21 protein-coding genes and 1 pseudogene are annotated in these 21124 nt (G+C 59.5%); 12 read left to right on the forward strand and 10 right to left on the reverse strand.

All coding sequences use genetic code 11. The features are described 5' to 3' along the window. Nucleotides 1-38 precede the first annotated feature (38 nt). Together ACP7C6_RS06010 and ACP7C6_RS06015 are read left to right on the forward strand one after the other, a co-directional pair. Nucleotides 39-794, forward strand: a pseudogene (locus tag ACP7C6_RS06010) (MCP four helix bundle domain-containing protein); the annotation flags it as partial. A gap of 132 nt (nt 795-926) precedes the next feature. After that, nucleotides 927-1652 (forward strand): methyl-accepting chemotaxis protein, encoded by a 726-nt coding sequence (locus tag ACP7C6_RS06015; protein ID WP_426108602.1) that lies wholly within the window; start codon nt 927-929, stop codon nt 1650-1652. A 60-nt stretch (nt 1653-1712) separates the two neighbouring features. On the opposite strand, the gene ACP7C6_RS06020 is transcribed toward ACP7C6_RS06015, so the two are convergent. Next, a complete protein-coding gene (locus ACP7C6_RS06020; RefSeq protein ID WP_122685067.1) occupies nt 1713-2072 on the reverse strand; it encodes a winged helix-turn-helix transcriptional regulator in 360 nt (119 codons plus the stop codon). 104 nt (nt 2073-2176) lie between these two features. Between ACP7C6_RS06020 and ACP7C6_RS06025 the strand changes: the two genes are divergently transcribed. Next, nucleotides 2177-2926 (forward strand): SDR family NAD(P)-dependent oxidoreductase, encoded by a 750-nt coding sequence (locus ACP7C6_RS06025; protein ID WP_426108414.1) that lies wholly within the window; start codon nt 2177-2179, stop codon nt 2924-2926. A gap of 110 nt (nt 2927-3036) precedes the next feature. On the opposite strand, the gene ACP7C6_RS06030 is transcribed toward ACP7C6_RS06025, so the two are convergent. After that, nucleotides 3037-3648: a dTMP kinase gene (locus ACP7C6_RS06030; RefSeq protein ID WP_426108415.1), complete on the reverse strand. Its 612-nt coding sequence runs from the start codon at nt 3646-3648 to the stop codon at nt 3037-3039. 85 nt (nt 3649-3733) lie between these two features. Between ACP7C6_RS06030 and ACP7C6_RS06035 the strand changes: the two genes are divergently transcribed. Further along, the gene (locus tag ACP7C6_RS06035; protein ID WP_078048468.1) at nt 3734-3865 is read left to right on the forward strand and encodes a DUF2256 domain-containing protein; all 132 of its coding nucleotides are present in this window, start codon (nt 3734-3736) and stop codon (nt 3863-3865) included. Between the two features lie 18 nt (nt 3866-3883). Here the strand turns inward: ACP7C6_RS06035 and ACP7C6_RS06040 are convergent, their stop codons facing one another. Together ACP7C6_RS06040 and ACP7C6_RS06045 are read right to left on the reverse strand one after the other, a co-directional pair. Then, the gene (locus ACP7C6_RS06040; RefSeq protein WP_028616151.1) at nt 3884-4246 is read right to left on the reverse strand and encodes a response regulator; all 363 of its coding nucleotides are present in this window, start codon (nt 4244-4246) and stop codon (nt 3884-3886) included. 23 nt (nt 4247-4269) lie between these two features. After that, nucleotides 4270-5709 carry an ATPase domain-containing protein gene (locus tag ACP7C6_RS06045; protein ID WP_323985848.1) on the reverse strand — a complete coding sequence of 480 codons (1440 nt, stop codon included), beginning with the start codon at nt 5707-5709 and terminating at the stop codon, nt 4270-4272. A 202-nt stretch (nt 5710-5911) separates the two neighbouring features. Here ACP7C6_RS06045 and ACP7C6_RS06050 point away from each other — a divergent pair, with 202 nt between their 5' ends. Together ACP7C6_RS06050 and ACP7C6_RS06055 are read left to right on the forward strand one after the other, a co-directional pair. Next, complete coding sequence (locus ACP7C6_RS06050; protein WP_426108416.1) at nt 5912-6781, forward strand: isocitrate lyase/PEP mutase family protein; 870 nt, start codon at nt 5912-5914, stop codon at nt 6779-6781. Between the two features lie 185 nt (nt 6782-6966). Then, complete coding sequence (locus ACP7C6_RS06055) at nt 6967-7740, forward strand: SDR family NAD(P)-dependent oxidoreductase (RefSeq protein WP_426108417.1); 774 nt, start codon at nt 6967-6969, stop codon at nt 7738-7740. On the opposite strand, the gene ACP7C6_RS06060 is transcribed toward ACP7C6_RS06055, so the two are convergent. Further along, nucleotides 7725-8639 carry a LysR family transcriptional regulator gene (locus tag ACP7C6_RS06060; RefSeq protein WP_099492049.1) on the reverse strand — a complete coding sequence of 305 codons (915 nt, stop codon included), beginning with the start codon at nt 8637-8639 and terminating at the stop codon, nt 7725-7727. The genes ACP7C6_RS06055 and ACP7C6_RS06060 overlap by 16 nt on opposite strands. 388 nt (nt 8640-9027) lie before the next feature. Between ACP7C6_RS06060 and ACP7C6_RS06065 the strand changes: the two genes are divergently transcribed. Beyond that, on the forward strand, nt 9028-10350 hold the full coding sequence (locus ACP7C6_RS06065) for an OprD family porin (RefSeq protein WP_426108418.1): 1323 nt from the start codon (nt 9028-9030) through the stop codon (nt 10348-10350). 46 nt (nt 10351-10396) lie between these two features. Here ACP7C6_RS06065 and ACP7C6_RS06070 read toward each other — a convergent pair whose 3' ends face one another. Both ACP7C6_RS06070 and ACP7C6_RS06075 read right to left on the reverse strand, forming a co-directional pair. Continuing rightward, nucleotides 10397-11752 (reverse strand): methyl-accepting chemotaxis protein, encoded by a 1356-nt coding sequence (locus ACP7C6_RS06070; protein ID WP_311892362.1) that lies wholly within the window; start codon nt 11750-11752, stop codon nt 10397-10399. A 123-nt stretch (nt 11753-11875) separates the two neighbouring features. Continuing rightward, on the reverse strand, nt 11876-12364 hold the full coding sequence (locus ACP7C6_RS06075; protein ID WP_028616144.1) for a winged helix-turn-helix transcriptional regulator: 489 nt from the start codon (nt 12362-12364) through the stop codon (nt 11876-11878). Between the two features lie 107 nt (nt 12365-12471). Between ACP7C6_RS06075 and fabF the strand changes: the two genes are divergently transcribed. From fabF to ACP7C6_RS06090, 3 genes are all read left to right on the forward strand, one after another. Then, nucleotides 12472-13740, forward strand: a complete 1269-nt coding sequence (fabF, locus tag ACP7C6_RS06080; protein WP_426108419.1) for a beta-ketoacyl-ACP synthase II — start codon at nt 12472-12474, stop codon at nt 13738-13740. A 65-nt stretch (nt 13741-13805) separates the two neighbouring features. Further along, complete coding sequence (locus ACP7C6_RS06085; RefSeq protein ID WP_028616142.1) at nt 13806-14186, forward strand: RidA family protein; 381 nt, start codon at nt 13806-13808, stop codon at nt 14184-14186. A 70-nt stretch (nt 14187-14256) separates the two neighbouring features. Continuing rightward, nucleotides 14257-16236, forward strand: coding sequence for a peptidase U32 family protein (locus ACP7C6_RS06090; protein ID WP_426108420.1), 1980 nt, complete (start codon nt 14257-14259; stop codon nt 16234-16236). Here ACP7C6_RS06090 and ACP7C6_RS06095 read toward each other — a convergent pair. Next, nucleotides 16214-17116 carry a DMT family transporter gene (locus tag ACP7C6_RS06095; protein WP_028616140.1) on the reverse strand — a complete coding sequence of 301 codons (903 nt, stop codon included), beginning with the start codon at nt 17114-17116 and terminating at the stop codon, nt 16214-16216. The genes ACP7C6_RS06090 and ACP7C6_RS06095 overlap by 23 nt on opposite strands. Before the next feature lie 109 nt (nt 17117-17225). Between ACP7C6_RS06095 and ACP7C6_RS06100 the strand changes: the two genes are divergently transcribed. Together ACP7C6_RS06100 and ACP7C6_RS06105 are read left to right on the forward strand one after the other, a co-directional pair. Next, nucleotides 17226-17666 carry an Lrp/AsnC family transcriptional regulator gene (locus tag ACP7C6_RS06100; RefSeq protein ID WP_028616139.1) on the forward strand — a complete coding sequence of 147 codons (441 nt, stop codon included), beginning with the start codon at nt 17226-17228 and terminating at the stop codon, nt 17664-17666. Between the two features lie 287 nt (nt 17667-17953). Further along, nucleotides 17954-18412, forward strand: a complete 459-nt coding sequence (locus tag ACP7C6_RS06105) for an REP-associated tyrosine transposase (RefSeq protein WP_426108421.1) — start codon at nt 17954-17956, stop codon at nt 18410-18412. Nucleotides 18413-18634: 222 nt separating this feature from the next. On the opposite strand, the gene xylB is transcribed toward ACP7C6_RS06105, so the two are convergent. Together xylB and ACP7C6_RS06115 are read right to left on the reverse strand one after the other, a co-directional pair. Further along, nucleotides 18635-20095: a xylulokinase gene (xylB, locus tag ACP7C6_RS06110; RefSeq protein ID WP_426108422.1), complete on the reverse strand. Its 1461-nt coding sequence runs from the start codon at nt 20093-20095 to the stop codon at nt 18635-18637. Nucleotides 20096-20102: 7 nt separating this feature from the next. Continuing rightward, nucleotides 20103-21104, reverse strand: coding sequence for a LacI family DNA-binding transcriptional regulator (locus tag ACP7C6_RS06115; protein ID WP_426108423.1), 1002 nt, complete (start codon nt 21102-21104; stop codon nt 20103-20105). Between the last annotated feature and the right edge of the window lie 20 nt (nt 21105-21124).

The following is a 21124-nucleotide window of genomic DNA, read 5'->3' on the forward strand; positions in this document are numbered from 1 at the left end:
GGGTTCTCAACCGGCTGACCAGGCACGGGGATACCAGCATGACGATCAAACTGCGCTTGATGCTGTTGATAGCGACCGGATTGCTCACTGCCTTGATCATGAGCCTGGCCGGCTACCTGGGAAACACCCGGATGGGCACTGCCGTGCAGGACAACGAAGTGAGCATGACGGTGCTGCGCAACCACATGGAAGCCGACATGATGCACGACGCCCTGCGCGCCGATGTGTTATCGGCGATGCTGGTGGGCCTGGGTAAAAGCACCAGCAGCAAGGCCGACGTCGATAGTTCTCTAAAAGAGCACGCCGAACACTTTCGGCAAGTGTTGGCAGACAACCTCAAGCTGCCGCTGGACGATTCGCTCAAGGCAAGCCTGGAAAAAATCAAACCCAGCCTGGATAACTACATCGCCACCGGCGAACGCATCGTCGCCCTGGCATTGGATAACCCTGAGGCCGCGCGCGGGGAACTGGGCACATTCAATGCCGCGTTCAGCCAGTTGGAAGATCAAATGGCGAGCCTGAGCGAGTTGATCGAAACCAATACCCAGCAGACCAGCGTCGGTACGCGACAGGCCATCAGCAACGCCAACTTCACGCTGGGCGCGGTGTTGATCGCCAGTCTTTTACTGCTGCTGGCCCAGGGGCGCTGGGTGATCCTCAGCATCATGGGCCCCCTACAGGCGGCCAGCCGCATTGCCGCCAGCATCGCGCGTGGCAACTTGAGTGAACCTATCGTCGAGCCCCGGCGCAAGGATGAAGCCAGCGCCTTGATCCGCAGCCTCGCCACCATGCAAAAGGACCTGCGCGGCATGATTGAAGTGGTGCGCAGCAACGCCCATGGCGTCAATGGCATGAGCGAGCAACTGAGCCGCGGCTGCCATGAAGTGGCTGGCAGCAGCCAGCAACAGAGCGCCGCCGCCAGCACCATGGCCGCTGCTGCGAGTGAGATGACCGCGAGTATCGAGGAAATCACCCGGCACGCCGGACGCGCACTGGACATGGCCAACCAGGCGCAAACCTTGGCCAAGGACGGCGGCCGGGTGATTCATCAGGTGGTCAGTGACATGGACGGCATCGCTCGTTCCGCACAGCAATCCGCCCAAGTGATTCGCACGCTGGACAAGGAGTCCGAGGCCATTTTCAGCATTATCCAAGTGATCAAGGGGATCGCTGACCAGACTAACTTGCTGGCCCTGAATGCCGCGATTGAGGCTGCCCGTGCCGGTGAGCAGGGGCGTGGATTTGCTGTGGTTGCTGATGAAGTGCGCAACCTTGCCGGACGCACCAGCGCATCGACCCAGGAAATTGCCGCCATGGTCGGGCGTATCCAGCAGAACACCCGGGAAGCGGTGACCAGCATGGAGGAGGGCGTTGCTCAGGTGGACAAAGGCATGGCGGTAACCGCCGAAGTGGAGCGGGCAATTCGCGAGATTCTCCAAGCGACGTTGAACACCACGGAAATGGTCAACGATATCTCTCGGACCATCGGCGAGCAGAGCCTGGCCAGCAATGAAATTGCGCACCAAGTGGAGATGATTGCGGGGATGTCGCAGAGCAATAGCCGAGTGATCGAGCAGACAGCGTCGACCACCGATGAACTGTCCAACCTAGCAGGAAAGCTGTCACAGTCGGTTGATCGATTTCAAATGTAACTCATTGATTTAACTCAACTAAATAGTCATTTAGTTGAGTTGGATCTCAGGGCAGGGGGCTCAAGACTGGGAGAGGGTGGCCATACGCCGCTCGGCGATACGCTCAACGGTTTGCATATGTTCCGTGCCCCATTGGCACAGCGCGCCCAACGCAGTTGCCAAGGATCGCCCGAATGGTGTCAGCGAGTACTCGACCTTGGGCGGTATTTCCTGGAAATCCACCCGGAAAATGATCTCATCACGCTCCAATTCCTTGAGCTGCTGGATCAGCACCTTATCGGTCACGCCGCCAATCGCGCGCCTTAATTCCCCATATCGATGAACATTTTGCGCCAAGTTGAACAGCACCAGCGGCTTCCATTTACCGCCAATCACCGCCAGGGCGGCCTCGAGCCCGCAATTGAATGAGTTGTTGGCCATGATCCAGAGGACTCCGCATAGGGTACTTACTTAAAGGTGCATACTATTCAAAAGAATAGCTCAGATCTACAGTTGGGCCTCAACCTTATTCATCGGAGTTCACCATGAGCAGGCTCATCGGAAAAATCGCAGTCATTACCGGCGGCAACAGCGGCATCGGCCTGGCAACCGCCATTCGCTTTGCGGCGGAAGGCGCACACGTCGTCATTGTAGGACGTCGACAAGAGGAACTGGACAAGGCGCTGCAACTGATTGGTCCTCAAGCTATCGCCATACAAGGCGACATTTCAAAACTGGACGACCTTGATCGCGTGTTCACCCAGGTCAAAGCAGCAAAAGGCCGGGTCGACGTGCTGTTCGCAAACGCAGGCCTGGGGGATTTCCAACCGATCGGCTCGATCACCGAGGAATCGTTTGACCGTACCTTCGGCATCAACGTCAAAGGCACGCTGTTCACCGTACAAAAAGCCTTGCCACTGATGAGCGCCGGCAGCTCGGTGATCCTCACGGGTTCGACCACAGGCACCATGGGCACACCGGCGTTCAGTGTGTACAGCGCAACAAAAGCGGCGCTGCGTAACTTTGCCAGGAGCTGGGCGCTGGATCTCAAAGGTACAGGCATTCGTGTCAACGTACTCTCACCAGGGCCGATCTCGACACCGGGTCTGGACCTGGCGCTTTCAGGTACTGGACAGAAAGACGCAATCATTGACGACATGACCGCGCAGGTTCCATTGAACCGTATTGGCAAGCCTGAGGAAGTTGCGGCGGCAGCGTTGTTCCTGGCATCGGATGAAAGCAGCTTCATGACCGGCAGTGAGATGTTTGTCGATGGTGGCTTTGCTCAGGTTTGAGTGAGATAGGGGTTTTGCCTGTTGAAATGTGATGGGCACTGCCCCTGATTGCGCATTATGATATTACGCATAATGTATATTATGTTAAATGATATATTACGCTATGCGTGTCACCCAGCGACTTTGTAGATCTCAGCAACCACCTGCTTCACTGCGTCTTCGATCGCACCTTCATTCCGGCACATCACCCAGCCATGATCCGCAACCGCCTGCTCGAACATCTCTGTGCATGCAACATGCTCTGCATACTTCTGGATTACCGTACCGCCCAATCCTCGCGACCGTGCAGCTGCCCTTGCCCACGAAATATCCGGCGCGGTGACAACGCCGACATGCACATCCGGCACTCGCACGTCCCGCTCCCGGTTCAACTGGAGAATCTCTGCAAACAAGATGGTGTGTCGAAACGCAGCATCGGACGGATACCAGCGATCAATCAGGATAATGCTGTCCAACGGCTGCTGAGTCAGTACGTTCCGGGATATCCAGCTGCGACTCTCGGCAAAACGCTCGCACACAGCCCATTCCAGATCCCGCGAGGGATTTCTGGCAAGTTCGTTAACCAGGGCCATCGTTTCCCTTCTGTAGGGATCGCTTTTTCTCTCGCAAAGTCGGATGACTTTCTTGTTATGCGCCCTCAGCGTTGCCGTTACGGCCTCCAACAGCGTAGTTTTGCCGGTGCCTTTGGGCCCATCCAGGGAAACAAAAAACGGAATATTCATTTGTCACACAATGATCAGGATAATGATAACCACGCCTCTTCTTGTCGACGTGATTGAGTGATCGACCCAGCCGGTAGTTATATCTGTGAAAAAGAGTGAGCTTCCCGTAAAAACCTGCGTGACCTGTGGACTTCCCTTCACGTGGAGGAAGAAATGGGCACGCTGCTGGGATGAAGTGCGTTACTGCTCGGAGCGTTGCCGGCGCAGCAAAAGCTGACCCTGCTCCAGCAGCTGACTAATCAGCTGCCAGGAGCTTTTTGACTTCGGCGATGATCAAGTCGATGTTGAAGGGTTTGGCCAATACAGCATCAAAAAGATCCGATCTCTCTATTCCGATATGCGCCTGAGCACCGCTTATCAAGATGATCGGCAATTGATTTGCCGAAGGCAGCGCTCGAATGGCGGTGGCGAATTCCTCGCCGTCCATGACCGGCATCATATAGTCGGTAATGATCAAAGCAGGCCGTTCTCTATCGAGAACCTCAAGTCCTTTTCGACCATTGCTCGCCGTTACGACCATGTACCCCTCATCCTCCAGCGCGAAGCTAAGGATGTCAGCGATCAAATACTCGTCGTCGACGACCAGGATGGTGGTCATGTTAATTCAACCCACACAAAAGCTTAAGAAATTGAACCGGGCGATGACTCAGCGGGGACCGATGGTTCATGTCTTGAAGCCTTTTTCAGGAAAACATCATAATCACGGATGATGACCTCAAATCGTGAGGGATCGTAAGAGCTGTCTCTTACCTTAAGAATGGATAGCGTCCGGCTTAGTTCAGAGTGATTCTCAGAAAACCGCATCAGCATCAGGTTGTCGACGATGCTAGACAGGTCAGAGTTTGGTGCGCTGACCTCTGAACCAAATAGATCGCGCATTTCCCAGGAGGCAAATACCGTAACGCCCCTGGATCGCAGCTCGTTCATCAGTGCACTGAAGAAGTCAGTAATCCGTGCGGGATTCGTCGAGACTCGCGTCATACCGCTAAGGCTATCGAGAAACACGCGCTTGATGCCCTTCTCTTCTACGAGACCCAGTAGCCGTGTGCCCAACCCATCCAGCAACCCCTCAGTAGTAGGCTGCCAGGCAATGCTCAAGGCGCCGCTGCCTTCCATGCCCTTTATATCGATACCGAGTGATTGGCCTTTGAGTCGCAACCGTTCCGGGCTTTCGTAGAAGCCAAAATGCAGGCCCGGTGCTTCCACAGTCGACTCAGCCAGAAATTTGAGGCCAAGGGTGGTTTTACCAATACCGGAAGGGCCGATTACTAGAGTCACGCTGGAACTGTGCAGCCCCCCGCCTAGGATGTCGTCCAGTGATTCAATCCCACTGGCGATACGGGTCATGTCGGCGCTGTCGGGAGACGACGGGTGGCTGTAGAGACTTTCGAGTCGCGGGTAAACCACCAAGCCATTTTCGGTAATTTCACACTCGTGAAGACCGGTCATTGCTGAGCTGCCGCGAGTTTTACGAAGCTGAATTCGACGCACTGACCGAGTGCCGAACAGCTCCTCGCCCATTTCAATCACCCCATCAACCATGGTGTGCTCAGGGCTGCCGTCGTCCAGACGGGAACTGGTGAGAAACAGCACTGTGCAACCTGCGAAAGCGGCGTGCCCTTGCAACTCGGAAATGAACTTCTTGGTATCGATGTGCGAATCTGCTTTGGAGCGCGCATTGAGCAAGCCGTCTACTACCATCACTGTGGCTTTTTGACGGCTTATCTCGCGCCGCAGCAGTTTCACCACCTCGTCCAGTCCGTCGTTTTCCAACGTGTCAAACGCACTGACAAATTGGATTTCGGCGCCAACCTTGGAGGCGTCGAAGAAGCTCAGAGTCGAAAGGAATTGAAAAAGTCGGTCGTGTGATTCGGCCAGCAGCGTGGCGACCAGAACCCTTCCTCCATTGTTCGCATGATGGAACCCAAGCTGGTTGGCAAGGATCGTTTTTCCAGACCCTGGGCGCCCTTGGATGATGTATGAAGCGCCTGCTACCAGCCCACCCTTGAGCAGAGCGTCTAGCCCTTCGATTCCACTTTGAAGGCGTTTTAGCTTTTCCACGATACGACCCTGATCTGAAAAACAGGCTGTTTAAGCCGAGTGAAGCGGAATGCTAACCCCATTTTTGCTCTGGAGCCATTCCCGCCTCTCCATAACCCTAATGCTGAAACGTCATCATCCCCCGCTCTTCTGCATGTTAATCTCGCTCCACCACGAATAGACATTGATCGTCACAAGACGATGACCAGAACCAGGAAAGCCCATGCCAAAGATTTCTCACTCAGCCCTGCGCCGCAAATTCCGTGAATTGCTTGCTACCCCAACCTGCGTTGAAACCGCGTCCGTCTTTGACCCGATGTCCGCGCGTATTGCCGCTGACCTGGGTTTCGAAGTCGGCATCCTCGGTGGCTCCGTTGCTTCGTTGCAGGTACTGGCCGCGCCCGATTTCGCGTTGATCACCCTGAGTGAGTTCGTTGAGCAAGCCACCCGTATTGGCCGTGTTGCCCAGTTGCCGTTCATCGCCGATGCCGACCATGGCTACGGTAACGCGCTGAACGTGATGCGCACTGTCGAAGAGCTTGAGCGTGCCGGTGTGGCCGCGTTGACCATTGAAGACACGTTGCTGCCCGCGCAATTCGGGCGCAAGTCCACCGACCTGATTTCCATTGAAGAAGGCATCGGCAAGGTCCGCGCGGCGCTGGAAGCCCGTGTTGATCCAGAGTTGTCGATCATTGCCCGCACCAACGCCGGTGTGTTGCCGACCGAGGCTGTGATCGAGCGCACCCTGGCGTATCAGAAAGCCGGTGCCGATGGGATTTGCATGGTGGGTGTGGCTGACTTCGAGCACCTGGAGAAGATCGCCGAGAACCTGACCGTGCCGCTGATGCTGGTGACGTATGGCAATCCTAAGCTCAATGACGCCAAGCGTCTGGCCAGCCTCGGTGTACGTGTGGTGGTTGCCGGCCATGGCGCCTACTTTGCCGCGATCAAGGCGACCTATGACAGCCTGCGTGCACAGCGCCGGTTGACCCACAGCACCGATAACCTCAGTGCTACCGAGTTGACGCACACCTATACCTTGCCTGAAAACTACGTGGCCTGGGCTGAAGAGTTCATGGACGTCAAAGAGTAATACGCAAGCCGGGACGAGGGGTGCAACACCCTCCTCCTCCAGCCATTATGCGTCGTTGAGCACTGTGAACCCATAGCACATAACTCGTGTGTATTTGCATGGATTATCAGGGCTAATCACGCGCCGTAACCTGTGCTCCAAAGCGCAAGCATACCGCCTTGCGCAGCACACAAACGGAGCTTCCCATGACCCTTTCCAACACCCGTCAACTCGAAGGCAAAGTCGCGCTGATCACCGGCGCCAGTTCCGGCATTGGTCGCGCGGCCGCTGTCGTCCTGGCCCAGCGCGGCGCGAAGATCGTGGCTGCTGCCCGCCGTCAGAGCGAGCTGGACGACGTGGTTGCCGAGATCACTGCCAATGGCGGCACCGCGTCCTCCATCGTCGTCGACGTGACCCGCGAAGCCGACATCATCGCCATGGTCAAATTTGCCGTGGACACCTATGGCAAGCTGGACATCGCCTTCAACAATGCCGGCACCGAAGGCGTGTTCGCGCCGCTGGTCGAACAGGACAATGCACGCTTCGACCTGGTGTTCGAGCCGAATGTGCGCGGGGTTTTCAACTGCATGAAGTACCAAGCCAAGGTAATGCTCGAACAGGGTTTTGGCAGCATCATCAATAACGCGTCCATGGGCGGCGTGATCGGTTTCGAGAATGCCGCGCTGTATATCGGCACCAAGCACGCCATTGTCGGTATGACCAAGACCGCGTCCCTCGAATGGTTCAAGCAGGGCGTGCGGGTCAATGCGCTGTGCCCGGGCCTGATCGAGACGCCGTTCCACCATCGCGGGATCTGGCCGTCGGTGGACGCCCAGCACGCTTTCGCCGCCAGCACCCCGGCCAGCCGGTTTGGCACCGCCGAAGAGATGGCGACGGTGGTGGCGTTCCTAGGGTCGGAAGATGCCAGCTACGTGTCCGGCCACGCCTTGTTGGCAGATGGCGGCTACTCGGTGGCCTGACGGTTACGGGTCTGGAAGAAGTCGATAAATGCCCGGAGCTTTCCGGGCATTTGCGCACGGTTGGCGTAATACAGGTGGAAGGTCTCGGCGGGCGCCGCGTAGTGTTCCAGCAACGCCACCAGTGCACCGCTGGCGATATCCGCCTGGGCAAACGGGCGGAACACCAGGGCCACGCCGCAACCCAGGCGCGCAGCCGACAAGGTGGTGCGCATTTCATCCAGCACCAGGCGCCCCTTCACCTCAATCGCGACAGTGGCCTTGCCGATGCGAAACGTCCAATCCATGTACGGCCCGCGGCTGCTCAGGCGCTGGTGGATGCAGTCGTGGGCCAGCAGGTCTTCGGGTGTGTCCAGCGGTGCCGAGCGCGCCAGGTACGCGGGCGCCGCCACGGCCACCATCGGCTGCGACGTGCCCAGCGGCACGGCGATCATGTCGCGCTGCAAGGCCTGGCCCAGGCGAATGCCGGCATCGAAACCTTCGCCAATGATGTCGCTCAAGCCATTATCGAGGGCGATATCCAAGGTGATATCCGGGTACTGCGTGAGGAATGCCGCCACATGCGGCTCGATCAGCGAGGCATAGGCCACGTAGGAACTGTTGATCTTCAACGCGCCGTAAGGGCGGCTGGCGGTGTCGTGCACTTGCTGCACTGAGAAGCGAATCTGCTCCAGTGCCGGTGCCAGGGTGTCGAGCAGCTGGCTGCCGGACTCGGTCAGTGCCACGCTGCGGGTGGTGCGGTTGAACAGGCGCACACCCAATTGCGCTTCAAGCTGCTTGATGGTCTTGGACATGGCCGTCGGCGTGACCTCCATCTCGGCTGCCGCCCGCGCGAAATTCAGATGACGGGCCACACATTCGAACGCGATCAGCGCCGGCAAGTGGGTGGATTTCAGGCTCATGCAGCGTCTCGACGGGTTAAGCCAACAGTGTTGCGCAGCATAAGTGAGTTCAACTAAGCCGCCCACTGAAAATACTGCCCACGCAAAAAAATCCGCCGCAGAGTCTGCGGCGGCAACCAAAGGATTTTGTCGAAGCAGAGCGGCTAAGACAGGCCCAACGCTACACCCGCGCCGGGTTAAATACCGTGAAGTTTAATTAATCGAGTTTCATCCGGAAGACCGCTACAGGCCGCGCAGACTGGGCTTAGAATCAACCTCGGCAACCATGCCGAACACAATAAAAAACCGTAACAGCTCACCTGCAAACATCTGCCCATACCACGTTATGCACCATCCAATAAGTGCGGTGTTTCTGTGCGCGCGTTCATTATTCCGGGGAAGTCACAACATGATTAAACAGTCGAGCCTGTTAGCACTGGCGGTGTGTGCCGGTATCAGCCAAATGGCCTTTGCAGAGTCCGTCAGCGACCAGGCAGATGCCAAGGGGTTTATCGAGGGCAGCAGCATCACCGGGCTGCTGCGCAACTACTACATGAACCGCAACCGTGAAGGCGGTCGGGCTGATAACCGCGACTGGACCCAAGGCGCAATACTCAACTACGCCTCGGGCTTTACCCAAGGCACCATTGGTTTCGGGGTGGATGCCTATGCCTACGGCGGGCTGAAACTGGATGCCACCCATGAATACGCGGGCACCGGCAACCTGCCGACCGACCGGCACGGCGATCCCGAAGACGCCTACGGCTCGGTCGGCGCCGCCGTGAAAATCAAAGTGTCCAAGACCCAACTCAAATTTGGTGACATGCAGCCCACCGCGCCCGTCTTCGCCACCGGTGGCACGCGCCTGTTGCCGCAGACCGCCACCGGTTTCGACCTGACCAGCAGCGAAATCGCCGGCCTGGACCTGGAAGCCGGGCACTTCACCAGCACCAACAGCGGCATGACCAGCAACCATGACCACGATATCTATGCGACCTACGCCAACATCGCCGCCAACAGCGCAAGCTTTGTCGGCGGCAAATACACCTTTACCCCGTCCCTGAGCGCCACGCTGTATGCCGGCGAGCTGGAAGACATCTGGCGCCAGTACTACACCAACCTCAACTATGTGATTGCGCTGGCGCATGACCAGTCCCTGGCGCTGGACGGCAACCTGTACCGCACCCTCGACACGGGCAGCGCCAAGGCCGGGGCGATCAACAACACCACCTACTCGGTGGCGGCAGCCTACTCGTTCCTGCAGGCGCACACGCTGACGCTGTCGTTCCAGAAAGTGCATGGCGACACGCCGTTCGACTACATCGGCACTGGCAACAACGGTGCGGGCGAAGGCGGTGATTCGGTGTACCTGGCCAACTCGGTGCAATGGGGCGACTTCAACGGCCCGGGCGAGCAGTCGTGGGGTATCCGTTATGACCTCAACGTGGCCAGTTATGGCGTGCCGGGGCTGAGTTTCATGGCGCGCTACATCAACGGTTCCGACATCAATGGCACCCACACACCGGACCACAGCGCCTACGTAGGCGACTACGGTGCCGATGGCGCCCACCACGAGACGGATGTGGAAGCCAAGTACGTGATCCAGAGCGGTCCGGCGAAAAACCTGTCGTTGCGCCTGCGTGATGCGATCGTGGCCTCAAACGCCGACCAGCGCGATGGTGATCTCAATGAGCTGCGGTTGATCGTCGACTATCCGTTTACGCTGCTGTAAGTGGCCTTTGTGGTGAGGGGGCAAGCTCCCTCACCACTGGGCTGCATCAGCCCACCCAACCCACTGCGGTCTTGGGAATGACTTCCGACTCATCCAGCTTCGACGCGAACATACTCACCGCCTCCACCGCGTCACTGGTACTGGTGCGAATCTGCAAGATCACCGAACCCGCCTGATCAGCCAAGCTGACGCCGCGTTGCGCGCCCTCCTGGGTGGCGTTCATGCTGGTCACTGCGTCACGGGTTTCCGAGAGGATCATGCCGATCATCTCGGCAATTTCCGCGGTCGAGCGGCTGGTCCGCCCGGCCAGTTGCCGGACTTCATCGGCTACCACCGCAAAGCCTCGCCCTTGATCCCCCGCACGCGCTGCCTCAATCGCTGCGTTGAGGGCCAACAGGTTGGTCTGGTCGGCAATCCCACGAATGGTGTTGACGATGGCAGTGATCTGCTCGGAACGATCGCCCAGTTGCCCCACCAGCCGCGCAGAGGCGCCGATGCTGTCGGCGATGCGGCGCATTTCGCTGGCAGTCTCCTGGATCACCTGGGTGCCATGTTCGGCAAAACGCTCGGTCTCGGAGGAAATATGGTAGGCCCGCGACGCACCACGGGAGTCTTCTTCGAATTTTTCCACGCGCTCGGTGATGTCGCTGGCGAACTTGACGATCTTGATCAGCTTGCCGTCGCCGTCGTAGACAGGATTGTAACTGGCTTCCAACCACACCACCCGGCCATGTTTGCCCAGGCGCTTGAATTGCCCGGTAAAGAATTCGCCATTGTTCAGGCGACGCCAGAAATCGTTGTATTCGTGGCTGTTGATCAGGGTCGGCTCGCAAAACAAGCGGTGGTGTTTGCCTTTGATTTCCGGCAGCGAATACCCCATCACGTTCAAGAAGTTTGTATTCGCGTCCAATACTTGGCCGCCAAGGTCGAACTCGATCACGGCCATGGCCCGGTCCAGGGCGACCAGTTTGCTGGAGGTGGCCGCTTCCACCTCCACTTTATCGGTGACGTCCAAGGCGTACTTGACCACTTTCAGCACTTGTCCGCGTTCATCCAGGACCGGGTTGTAACTCGCTTCCAGCCAGATGGTCTTGCCGTTGGCATGAACCCGTTTGAAGGTGCCTGAAACGAACTTGCCGGCTTTCAAATCACTCCAGAATTGGCTATAGGCCGAACTACTGGTCAGCGCCGGCAAGCAAAAGTCGCGGTGGGATTTGCCGACCAATTGATCCGCGCTGTAGCCCAGGGTCTTGAGAAAATTATCGTTGGCGCGCAATACCTTGCCATTGAGATCGAATTCGACCACGGCCATGGAGCGTTCCAGCGCGACAATCAGTCCTTTGTACTCAGTGGATTCGGCCGTCCTGGCCGCCAGTTCTGTTTTGAGTGCTTTATTGAACATGACGTACCCTCAGCCGTGCGGAAAAACCGATCTCTTGATTGGCTATCGGCTGGGAAATACGCGACTTTATGCGGCATAAATGTTTATTTTTTGGCGCCAGATTATTGCTGGAGGCCCCGTTACTCAGGGCTTTGCGTCGGGCAGTGACAACCGCTCTCGCATGCCGCTGCTCGCAGCAGGGCCAGCCTGCAAAACGCACTGATCCATCGGCACGACCTGCCCCTCGGCACTTGCGAGCATTGGTTGTACCGGCCTGCCCGTCCCACGCTCCACCAACTCGACACTGGTACCCTCCTCGGCGTAATGCCGATTGCCCCAGGCCACCAGCGACATCAGCACCATGCGGAAATCCTCGCCCTTTTCCGTCGGCACATATTCGTAGCGCGGCGGACGCTCGCTGTAGGCCTGGCGTTCGAGCATGCCCGCCTCCACCAACGCGTTGAGGCGGCGCGTCAACATATTCGGCGCGATGCCCAGGCTGCGCGAGAACTCGTCGAAGCGGCGCAGGCCGTGCAAGGCGTCGCGCATGATCAGAATGCTCCACCACTCCCCTACCCGCTCAAGGCTGCGGGCGATGGGGCATTCGTCGCTGATGAGGGACTTGCGTTGCATGGGGATTCCTGTGGGTCAGTGCAAATGTGTGTGACGCCATGTTACTTTCATGATGATAGTGACGTCCATAGGGTCTGTTCCCTCACCGCAACCGGAGTCGATTGATCATGAGTAAACGCATTGTTGTGACAGGTATGGGCGCGCTGACGCCGTTGGGCGCTGACGTGGAATCTACCTGGCGCCGCCTGTTGGCCGGGCAATCGGGCATTCGTCGCCTGCCGGAAGAGTTGATCGGTGACTTGGCCGTCAGTATCGGTGGCCAGGTACAAAGCAGCGTGCAGGACCCTGAAACCGGATTTGACCCGGATCGCCTGCTGGCAGCCAAGGAACAACGCAAGATGGACCGCTTTATCCTGTTCGCACTGGCGGCGGCGGATGAAGCCTTGAAGCAGGCCGGCTGGGCGCCGAACACAGTGGAACAACAGGAACGCACGGCGACCATCATTGCGTCTGGCGTCGGCGGTTTCCCGGCGATTGCCGATGCAGTGCGCACCACTGACAGCAAAGGCCCGCGCCGATTGTCCCCGTTTACCATCCCGTCCTTCTTGAGCAACATGGCCGCCGGGCATGTGTCGATCAATTACGGTTTGAAAGGCCCGTTGGGTGCGCCGGTGACCGCCTGTGCCGCGGGTGTGCAGGCTATCGGTGATGCGGCGCGGATGATTCGTGCCGGTGAAGTCGATGTAGCGGTGTGCGGCGGCGCCGAAGCGGCGATTCACCGGGTCAGTCTGGCCGGTTTTGCGGCAGCGCGAGCCCTGTCCAGCGACTTCAATGACAGCCCTGAGCGGGCTTCGCGGCCATTCGACCAGGCGCGCGACGGTTTTGTCATGGGCGAAGGCGCTGGCATCCTGGTCATCGAAGCACTCGAACACGCCCTGGCCCGTGGCGCGCAGCCGATTGCGGAGTTGGTGGGCTACGGCACCAGTGCCGACGCCTATCACATGACGGCCGGCCCGGAAGATGGCGATGGTGCGCGACGTGCCATGCAGCAAGCCTTGCGCCAGGCAGGAATCGAGGCGGCCCAGGTGCAGTACTTGAACGCTCACGCTACTTCCACACCAGTGGGCGATAAAGGCGAACTGGCGGCGATCAGGACGGTATTTGGCGCTAACGGCAGCCCGGCGATCAGCTCGACCAAATCCGCCACCGGTCACCTGTTGGGCGCTGCGGGCGGTATCGAAGCCATCTTCACCGTACTCGCCCTGCGCGATCAGGTCGCCCCGGTCACCCTCAACCTGGAAATCCCCGACGCGCTTGCGGATGGCCTGGACCTGCTGCGCGGTGCAGCCCGGCCGATGCCCATTGAATACGCGCTATCCAACGGCTTCGGCTTTGGCGGCGTGAATGCCAGCGTGCTGTTCCGCCGCTGGGCGTAGTTTGCCCCTGCGGTATTTTTCGGGGACCATGGGCGCCTTTCTGCACCTGCCAACGAGAGGCGCCCATGGCTAACCACGACCTGCACTACACCCCGGATCCCGATGCCGACTCGATTTCTTCGGATGTGATTGGCTTCAACGGCATCCTGGTGTCCACCCAGATCCCGACCCGCGCCGATGGCAGCCTGGAACTGGGCGATATCACCCTGCAAAGCGAATGCACCCTGCAAGCCTTGAAAGTCGCCCTGGAAAAGGCCGGTAGCTCCATGGACCGGGTGATGCACCTGACCATTTATCTGACGGATATGGCTGATCGTGCCGCCTTCAACGAGGTCTACAAACGCTTCTTTGCCAAGCCCTGGCCCGTGCGTGCGGCGGTTGGCGTTGCCGCGTTGGCGGTAGACGGCATGCGCGTGGAAGTCACCGCGATGGCCGCTCAAGCCTGAGTGGGTGCCGGTCAGGCATTTCACAGCTACAATGCGCGCCTCAACCGTGACAAGCCTGACTAAAAAAACTATGTCCTTGCCCAAGCATCACCTGGAATTGCTCAGCCCTGCCCGCGATGTCGCCATCGCGCGCGAGGCGATCCTGCATGGCGCCGACGCCGTGTACATTGGCGGCCCGAGCTTCGGCGCGCGCCATAACGCCTGTAACGACGTGAGCGATATCGCGTCCCTGGTGGAATTCGCCCGTCGTTATCACGCGCGCGTCTTCACCACCATCAACACCATCCTGCATGACAACGAACTGGAACCCGCGCGCAAGCTGATCCATCAGCTCTACGATGCCGGCGTCGACGCATTGATCGTGCAAGACCTGGGCGTGATGGAGCTGGATATTCCGCCCATCGAGCTGCACGCCAGCACCCAGACCGACATTCGCACCCTGGGCCGCGCCAAGTTCCTCGACCAGGCCGGTTTCTCGCAACTGGTATTGGCCCGTGAGCTGAACCTGCAGGAAATCCGTGCCATTGCTGACGAAACCGATGCCGCCATCGAGTTCTTCATCCACGGCGCCCTGTGCGTGGCGTTCTCCGGGCAGTGCAACATCTCTCACGCACAGAATGGCCGCAGCGCCAACCGGGGTGATTGCTCCCAGGCCTGCCGTTTGCCGTACACCTTGAAAGATGACCAGGGCCGCGTCGTGGCCTTTGAAAAGCACCTGCTGTCGATGAAAGACAACAACCAGAGCGCCAACATTCGCGCACTGGTCGAAGCCGGCGTGCGTTCGTTCAAGATCGAGGGCCGCTACAAGGACATGGGCTACGTGAAAAACATCACCGCCTATTACCGCCAGCGCCTGGATGATGTGCTTGAAGACCGACCGGACCTGGCGCGCGCGTCCAGCGGCCGTACCGCGCACTTCTTCCTGCCGGACCCGGAAAAAACCTTCCACCGCGGCAGCACTGACTACTTCGTCACCGACCGCAAGGTCGACATCGGCGCCTTCGACACCCCGACCTTCACCGGCCTGCCGGTGGGTGTAGTGGAAAAAGCCGGCAAGCGTGACCTACAAGTGGTCACCCATGAGCCGCTGTCCAATGGCGACGGTCTTAACGTGCTGATCAAGCGCGAAGTGGTGGGTTTCCGTGCCAACATCGCCGAGCCTAAAGGCGAGTTCGAGGAAGATGGCGAGAAGCGCTACCGCTACCGCGTCGAGCCGAACGAAATTCCGGCCGGCCTGCACCAACTGCGCCCGAACCACCCGTTGAACCGTAACCTCGACCACAACTGGCAACAGGCGCTGCTCAAGACTTCATCCGAGCGCCGTATCGGCCTGACCTGGGCTGCTCGTCTGCGCGAAGCACAGCTGGAAGTCACCGCCACCAGCGAAGAAGGCATCAGTGCCAGCGTCATCCTGCCCGGCCCGTTCGGCGTAGCCAACAAGCCGGAACAGGCGCTGGATACCCTGCGCGACCTGCTCGGCCAACTGGGCACCACCGAATACCATGCGACCGACATCCAACTGGATGCGCCGCAGGCGTTTTTCATCCCCAACTCACAGCTCAAGGCCTTGCGCCGCGAAGTGATCGAAGCGCTGACCGCTGCCCGTGTGGCCGCTCATCCGCGCGGTGGACGCAAAGCCGAAACCACCCCGCCGCCGGTCTACCCGGATGCGCATTTGTCGTTCCTCGCCAACGTCTACAACCAGAAAGCCCGCGACTTCTACCACCGTCATGGGGTGAAGCTGATCGACGCCGCCTTCGAAGCACACGAAGAAACCGGCGAAGTGCCGGTGATGATCACCAAGCACTGCCTGCGCTTCTCGTTCAACCTGTGCCCTAAACAGGCCAAAGGTGTCACGGGCGTGAAGACCAAGGTCGCGCCGATGCAGTTGATCCATGGCGATGAAGTGCTGACCCTGAAGTTCGACTGCAAGCCGTGCGAAATGCACGTGGTGGGCAAGATCAAGGGCCACATCCTTGGTTTGCCGCAGCCAGGCAGCGCAGTGGAGCACTTCAACCCGGAAAACATCATTTTCCAGGGTACGCACTGACCCTCTGAGAGCGGGGCCACCACCAGCCCCGCTGTAACCCCGCGGCCGCCAGCAGGATCGCCGCCACACCCAGCCATTGCAGCCAACCCAGGCGGTGTCCGAAGGCGATCCAATCGACGAAGATCGCCGCAATCGGGTAGATGAACGACAGCGCGCCGGTAATGGCCGTGGGCAGTTTCTGGATCGCGCCGTACAGCAACACGTACATCAAACCGGTATGCACCACACCCAGCGTCACCAATGCCGCCCAGGCATTGGGGGTGGCCGGCAGACTATTCCAAGGCACCATCGGCGCGAGTAACAGCGCGCCGGTGGTCACCTGGATCAACGCCATCAAATGCGGCGGTACTTCTTTCAAACGCTTGATGATCAGCGCCGCAATCGCATACAGGAACGCCGCGCCCAGCGCCAAGGCGATACCGCCCAGGTAATCGTCGCCGGTTTTGTGATCGCCATGAGCGGTGACAATCGCCAGCATCCCCAGGAACGCCACACTCAACCACGCCAGTTTCTGCACGGTAATCCTTTCCCCCAGGAACAGCGCCGCCAGCATCACCAGCATGAACGGCTGCACGTTGTACACCGCCGTGCTGATGGCAATCGACGCGCGGGAATAGGATTCGAACAGCAGCAACCAATTGCCAACAATCGCCACGCCACTGAGCATCGCCAGGCCTAGCTTGGCCCAGGTCAGCAGGTCCAGGCGCAAATAACCCAGCAGTGCACAGACCAGCAACAGCGTCAGCCCGCCGATCACGCAGCGCCAGAACACCACTTCGATCACTGACACGCCAGAGACCAGTACAAACCAGCCAATGGTGCCCGAGATCAGCATGGCGGCGATCATTTCCCACGACCCGCGACGGATGGATGTGTCCATGATTGAAGCTCCTCAAGTGAGGCTCAATTATGGCAATCTGCTCAGCAGCGGCTCCAGCGCCTAAAAAAGGCCAAACCGCTGGATTGCCTTTACTTATTAGGTGAACACCATGATTGACACCATCGACCAGCAACTCATCGCCGCCTTGATGGATGACTCGCGCCTATCCCTCAAGGCCCTGGCCGGCATTACCGGGTTGTCTTCGCCCAGTGTCGGCGAACGTTTGCGTCGTCTCGAAGAGCGCGGCGTGCTGACCCATTACACCGTCGACATCGACCCCAGGCACTTTGGCTACCTGCTGCAAGCCATCGTGCGCATCCGTCCGTTGCCCGGCAAATTGCAGGAGGTGGAGCGGCAGATCCAGGCGATTCCCGAGTTCACCGAGTGCGACAAGGTGACCGGCGAGGACTGCTTCATCGCACGGCTGCATGTGCGCACCATGGATCATCTGGACAGCCTGCTCGATAAGCTGAATGCCTACGCCGAGACCAACACCGCGATAGTCAAGAAAACCCCGGTGAAACGACGGCTGCCGCCGCTGGGGGACTGATGAATAAAGAAACAGATTTCCTGTGGCGAGCAGGCTTGTCCTGCGTTGGGCTGCGAAGCGGCCCCAAGTCCAGGCAACGCGGTTTTGCCTGAAACACTGCGGTGGTCTTGATAGGGGCCGCTTCGCGCCCCAACGCGGGGCAAGCCCGCTCACCACAACAAGCCCGTGCACCACAGGAAGCCCGTTCACCACAGAACGGGTGTAACACAAAGACACTGAGCTCAACGCGACGGAGTCATCTGCGCTGCTAGCGTGAAAAATCCCTATCCATTCAAAGGAGCAACGGATTGCCTCGCCAGCCAAACTCTCATCTTTTACGTCGTGGTCGCTATTCAGAGTCAGGCCGATCTTATCTGGTCACTGCTGTGGTGCATCGACGCCAGCCCATATTCAACGATTTCAAGCTAGGTCGGTTATTAGTCGCTGAGTTCAAGCGAGCCCATGACGCGGGTCTAGTGAACTCCCTCGCCTGGGTAGTCATGCCAGACCATTTTCACTGGTTGTTTGACCTCAATAACGCAACGCTTCCTGATGTGATGCGGCAGACCAAGTCACGCAGCACCTTGAGCATTAACAACGCCCGTGGCAGCCGGGACAAGTTCTGGCAACGTGGTTACCACGACCGGGCTGTACGCACGGATGAGGACCTGTTGAAGATGGCTCGTTACATCATTGCCAACCCATTACGCGCGGGGTTGGTTGAGCACATTGGTGATTATCCGTTGTGGGATGCGGCCTGGTTATGAAGTGTTTGAAGACCTAGCTTTCTGTGCTGAGCCGGCCTGTTGTGGCGAGCGGGCTTGCCCCGCGTTGGGCTGCGAAGCAGCCCTAAGTCCAGGCAGCGCGGTTTTCCTGACGCACCGCTGTGGCTTTGGCAGGGGCCGCTTCGCGCCCCAACGCAGGGCAAGCCTGCTCGCCACAGGGAGACTGCTCACCACAGGAAGCCTGCTCCACAGAGAGAGCAGCCGTCAGTCGTGCAGCGTTTTCGCCGCAGTAAGCAAGCCTTGGAACTTGCGATATCGCACTTGCAGTACCGCCTGCTGCTTGGCATCCGGCAAATATCGAGCCTTCACTGCCATCCCCGCCTGCAACAACCCTTCCCCCTGCCCGATCGACAGAAATCCCAGCTTCGCGGCGCCGATGCAGGCACTCAACTCACTGCCGTGCAACGTGAAGATCTCCCGCTGAAGGATGTTGGCCAGCAGCTGCGCCCAGTATTCACTGCGCGCACCGCCGCCGACCAAGGCGCAGGCGCCTATGTCGGCGCCGGCCGATTGCACGGCGCGCAGCGCATCCAGCAAGCCGAACCCTACGCCTTCCATGACTGCATAACCGAGCATCGCGGGTGTGCAGTCATGGCCCAGGCCCATGAAACCGCCGCGCAGCAGCGGGTCGTTGTGGGGTGTGCGCTCTCCGGCAAGGTACGGCAGAAACAACGGCGTGCTGAGTGGCACGGGTTGTTCGATCGGCAATTGTGCCTGCACCTGGTCCAGCAGGTTCTGTTCATCCGGCATACCCGTCAGCCGCGTAACCCAGCGCAGGCAACTCGCCCCGGCCAGCATGGCGCCCATGGTGTACCAACGGTTCGGCAGCGCATGGCAGAAGCTGTGCACGGCGCTGGCCGGGTTGCCGGCGGCGTGGTCGGTAATTGCGACGATGGCAGCGCTGGTGCCGAGGGTGATGAAGCCGTCGCCAGCGTTGATCGCACCGATACCGACAGCCGCTACCGGGTTGTCGCCGCCGCCGCCAGCGATCACGACGTCAGCTGACAATCCAATGTCCATCGCAGTCAAACAAGCACTTGCAGCACCGCCTTCAACCAGCCTTGGCATTTGTTCCGGCGCGAGTCCCGTTGCGCGCAGCATCGGCGCGAACCACTCACGTTGCGCCACATCCAGCCACAACGTCCCCGCAGCGTCGGACATCTCGCTGATGCGCTCGCCACTCAAGCGCAAGCGCAGGTAATCCTTGGGCGACAGTACGCAATCAATGGCCTTGAACACCTCGGGCTCATGGCGTTGCAGCCACAGCAGTTTCGGCGCCGTCAGCCCGGCCATGGGCAGGCTGCCGGTGATGTCGGCGAACTCAGGGCCCAGCTGCTCGGCCTCGGCGACGGCGCGGGAGTCATCCCACAGGATCGCCGGGTACAACACGCGGTTGTCCGCCCCCAGTAACACCGCACCGTGCATCTGCCCGGACAGGCCGATACAGGCCACGCGGGCAAAGGCGTCATGAGTACGCAATTGCTCCAGTGCCTGCAAACACGCCTGCCACCAATCCAGCGGGTCTTGCTCGGACCAGCCGCTGTGGCGCCGCGACACACTCAAGCGCACGCCGGCATGGGCCAGCACTGTACCGTCGAGGTCCATGAGAATGGCCTTGAGTTCCGAGGTGCCGAGGTCGATGCCGAGGGAAACGGGACTGCTCATACGGGGGTCATTCCAATCTATTACAGCCACATGAATTACGCCATTGCAGGGTCGGCGCCAGGCGCACACTCTGGGTCGGTGCGCCGGGTGAAGCCATGCGTTGCAATAACAGGTTCACCGCCTGGGCGCCGAGTGCCTGCACCGGCTGCGCGATCAGTGTCAGCCGCGGCACGAAAAAATCCGCCCAGTCGAAATCATCAAACCCCACCAGCGCCATGCGCGCAGGCACGTCGATCTTCGCGTCACGCAGGGCCTGCATGGCGCCGAGGGTCATCAGGTTGTTGCCGGCCATGATCGCCGTCGGCGGTAACGCCAAGCCCAGCAACTGCACCGTGGCCTGGCGCGCCGGCTCAGTATTGGAGCCGCCATTGACCAGCAGATCCGGATCAAACGTCAGGCCCGCCCCCTGCAATGCGGCGCGGTAACCGGCGACACGCTCATCGGTGGTGCTGAAACCTTCACGCCCGGCGATAAAGCCGATCCGGCGATGGCCATGGGCGATAAGGTGTTCAACCAGCACCTGGGTAGGCTGGGCATTCTCCACCCCAACCTGATCGAAGTGCTCACTCATCATGCGGTCCACCAGCACCGCTGGAATCTCGTTGGCGCGCAGATACTCCAGGGCCTTGGAGCCGTTGGAAGGCGCCAGCACAATCCCATCAACCCGCCGATGATGCAGCGCCGTGACCACCCGCAGCTCCTGCTCCGGATCGTCATGGGTGTCGACAAACAGCATCATGTAGCCGTGCAGGGCGCACGCGGTTTCAATCGCGTGCACCGTTTCGCTGAAGTAGTGGTTGGACAGCGCCGAGATCGCCACGCCAATCGTGTTGGTGCTCGACCGGGCCAGCGAGCGCGCCAGGGTGTTGGGGATGTAGCCCAGCGCCTGGATCGCCTGCTGCACCGCCAGCACAGTGGCCGGGCTGACCTTGCGGGTGCCGTTCAACACGTGGGACACCGTCGACGTCGACACCCCCGCCCTGCTTGCCACGTCATCCATGGTGACCACGACGCTGTTCCTTCTCAGTG

It is taken from the genome of Pseudomonas sp. TWR1-1-4, from assembly GCF_049897165.1.
Classification (GTDB): domain Bacteria; phylum Pseudomonadota; class Gammaproteobacteria; order Pseudomonadales; family Pseudomonadaceae; genus Aquipseudomonas; species Aquipseudomonas canadensis.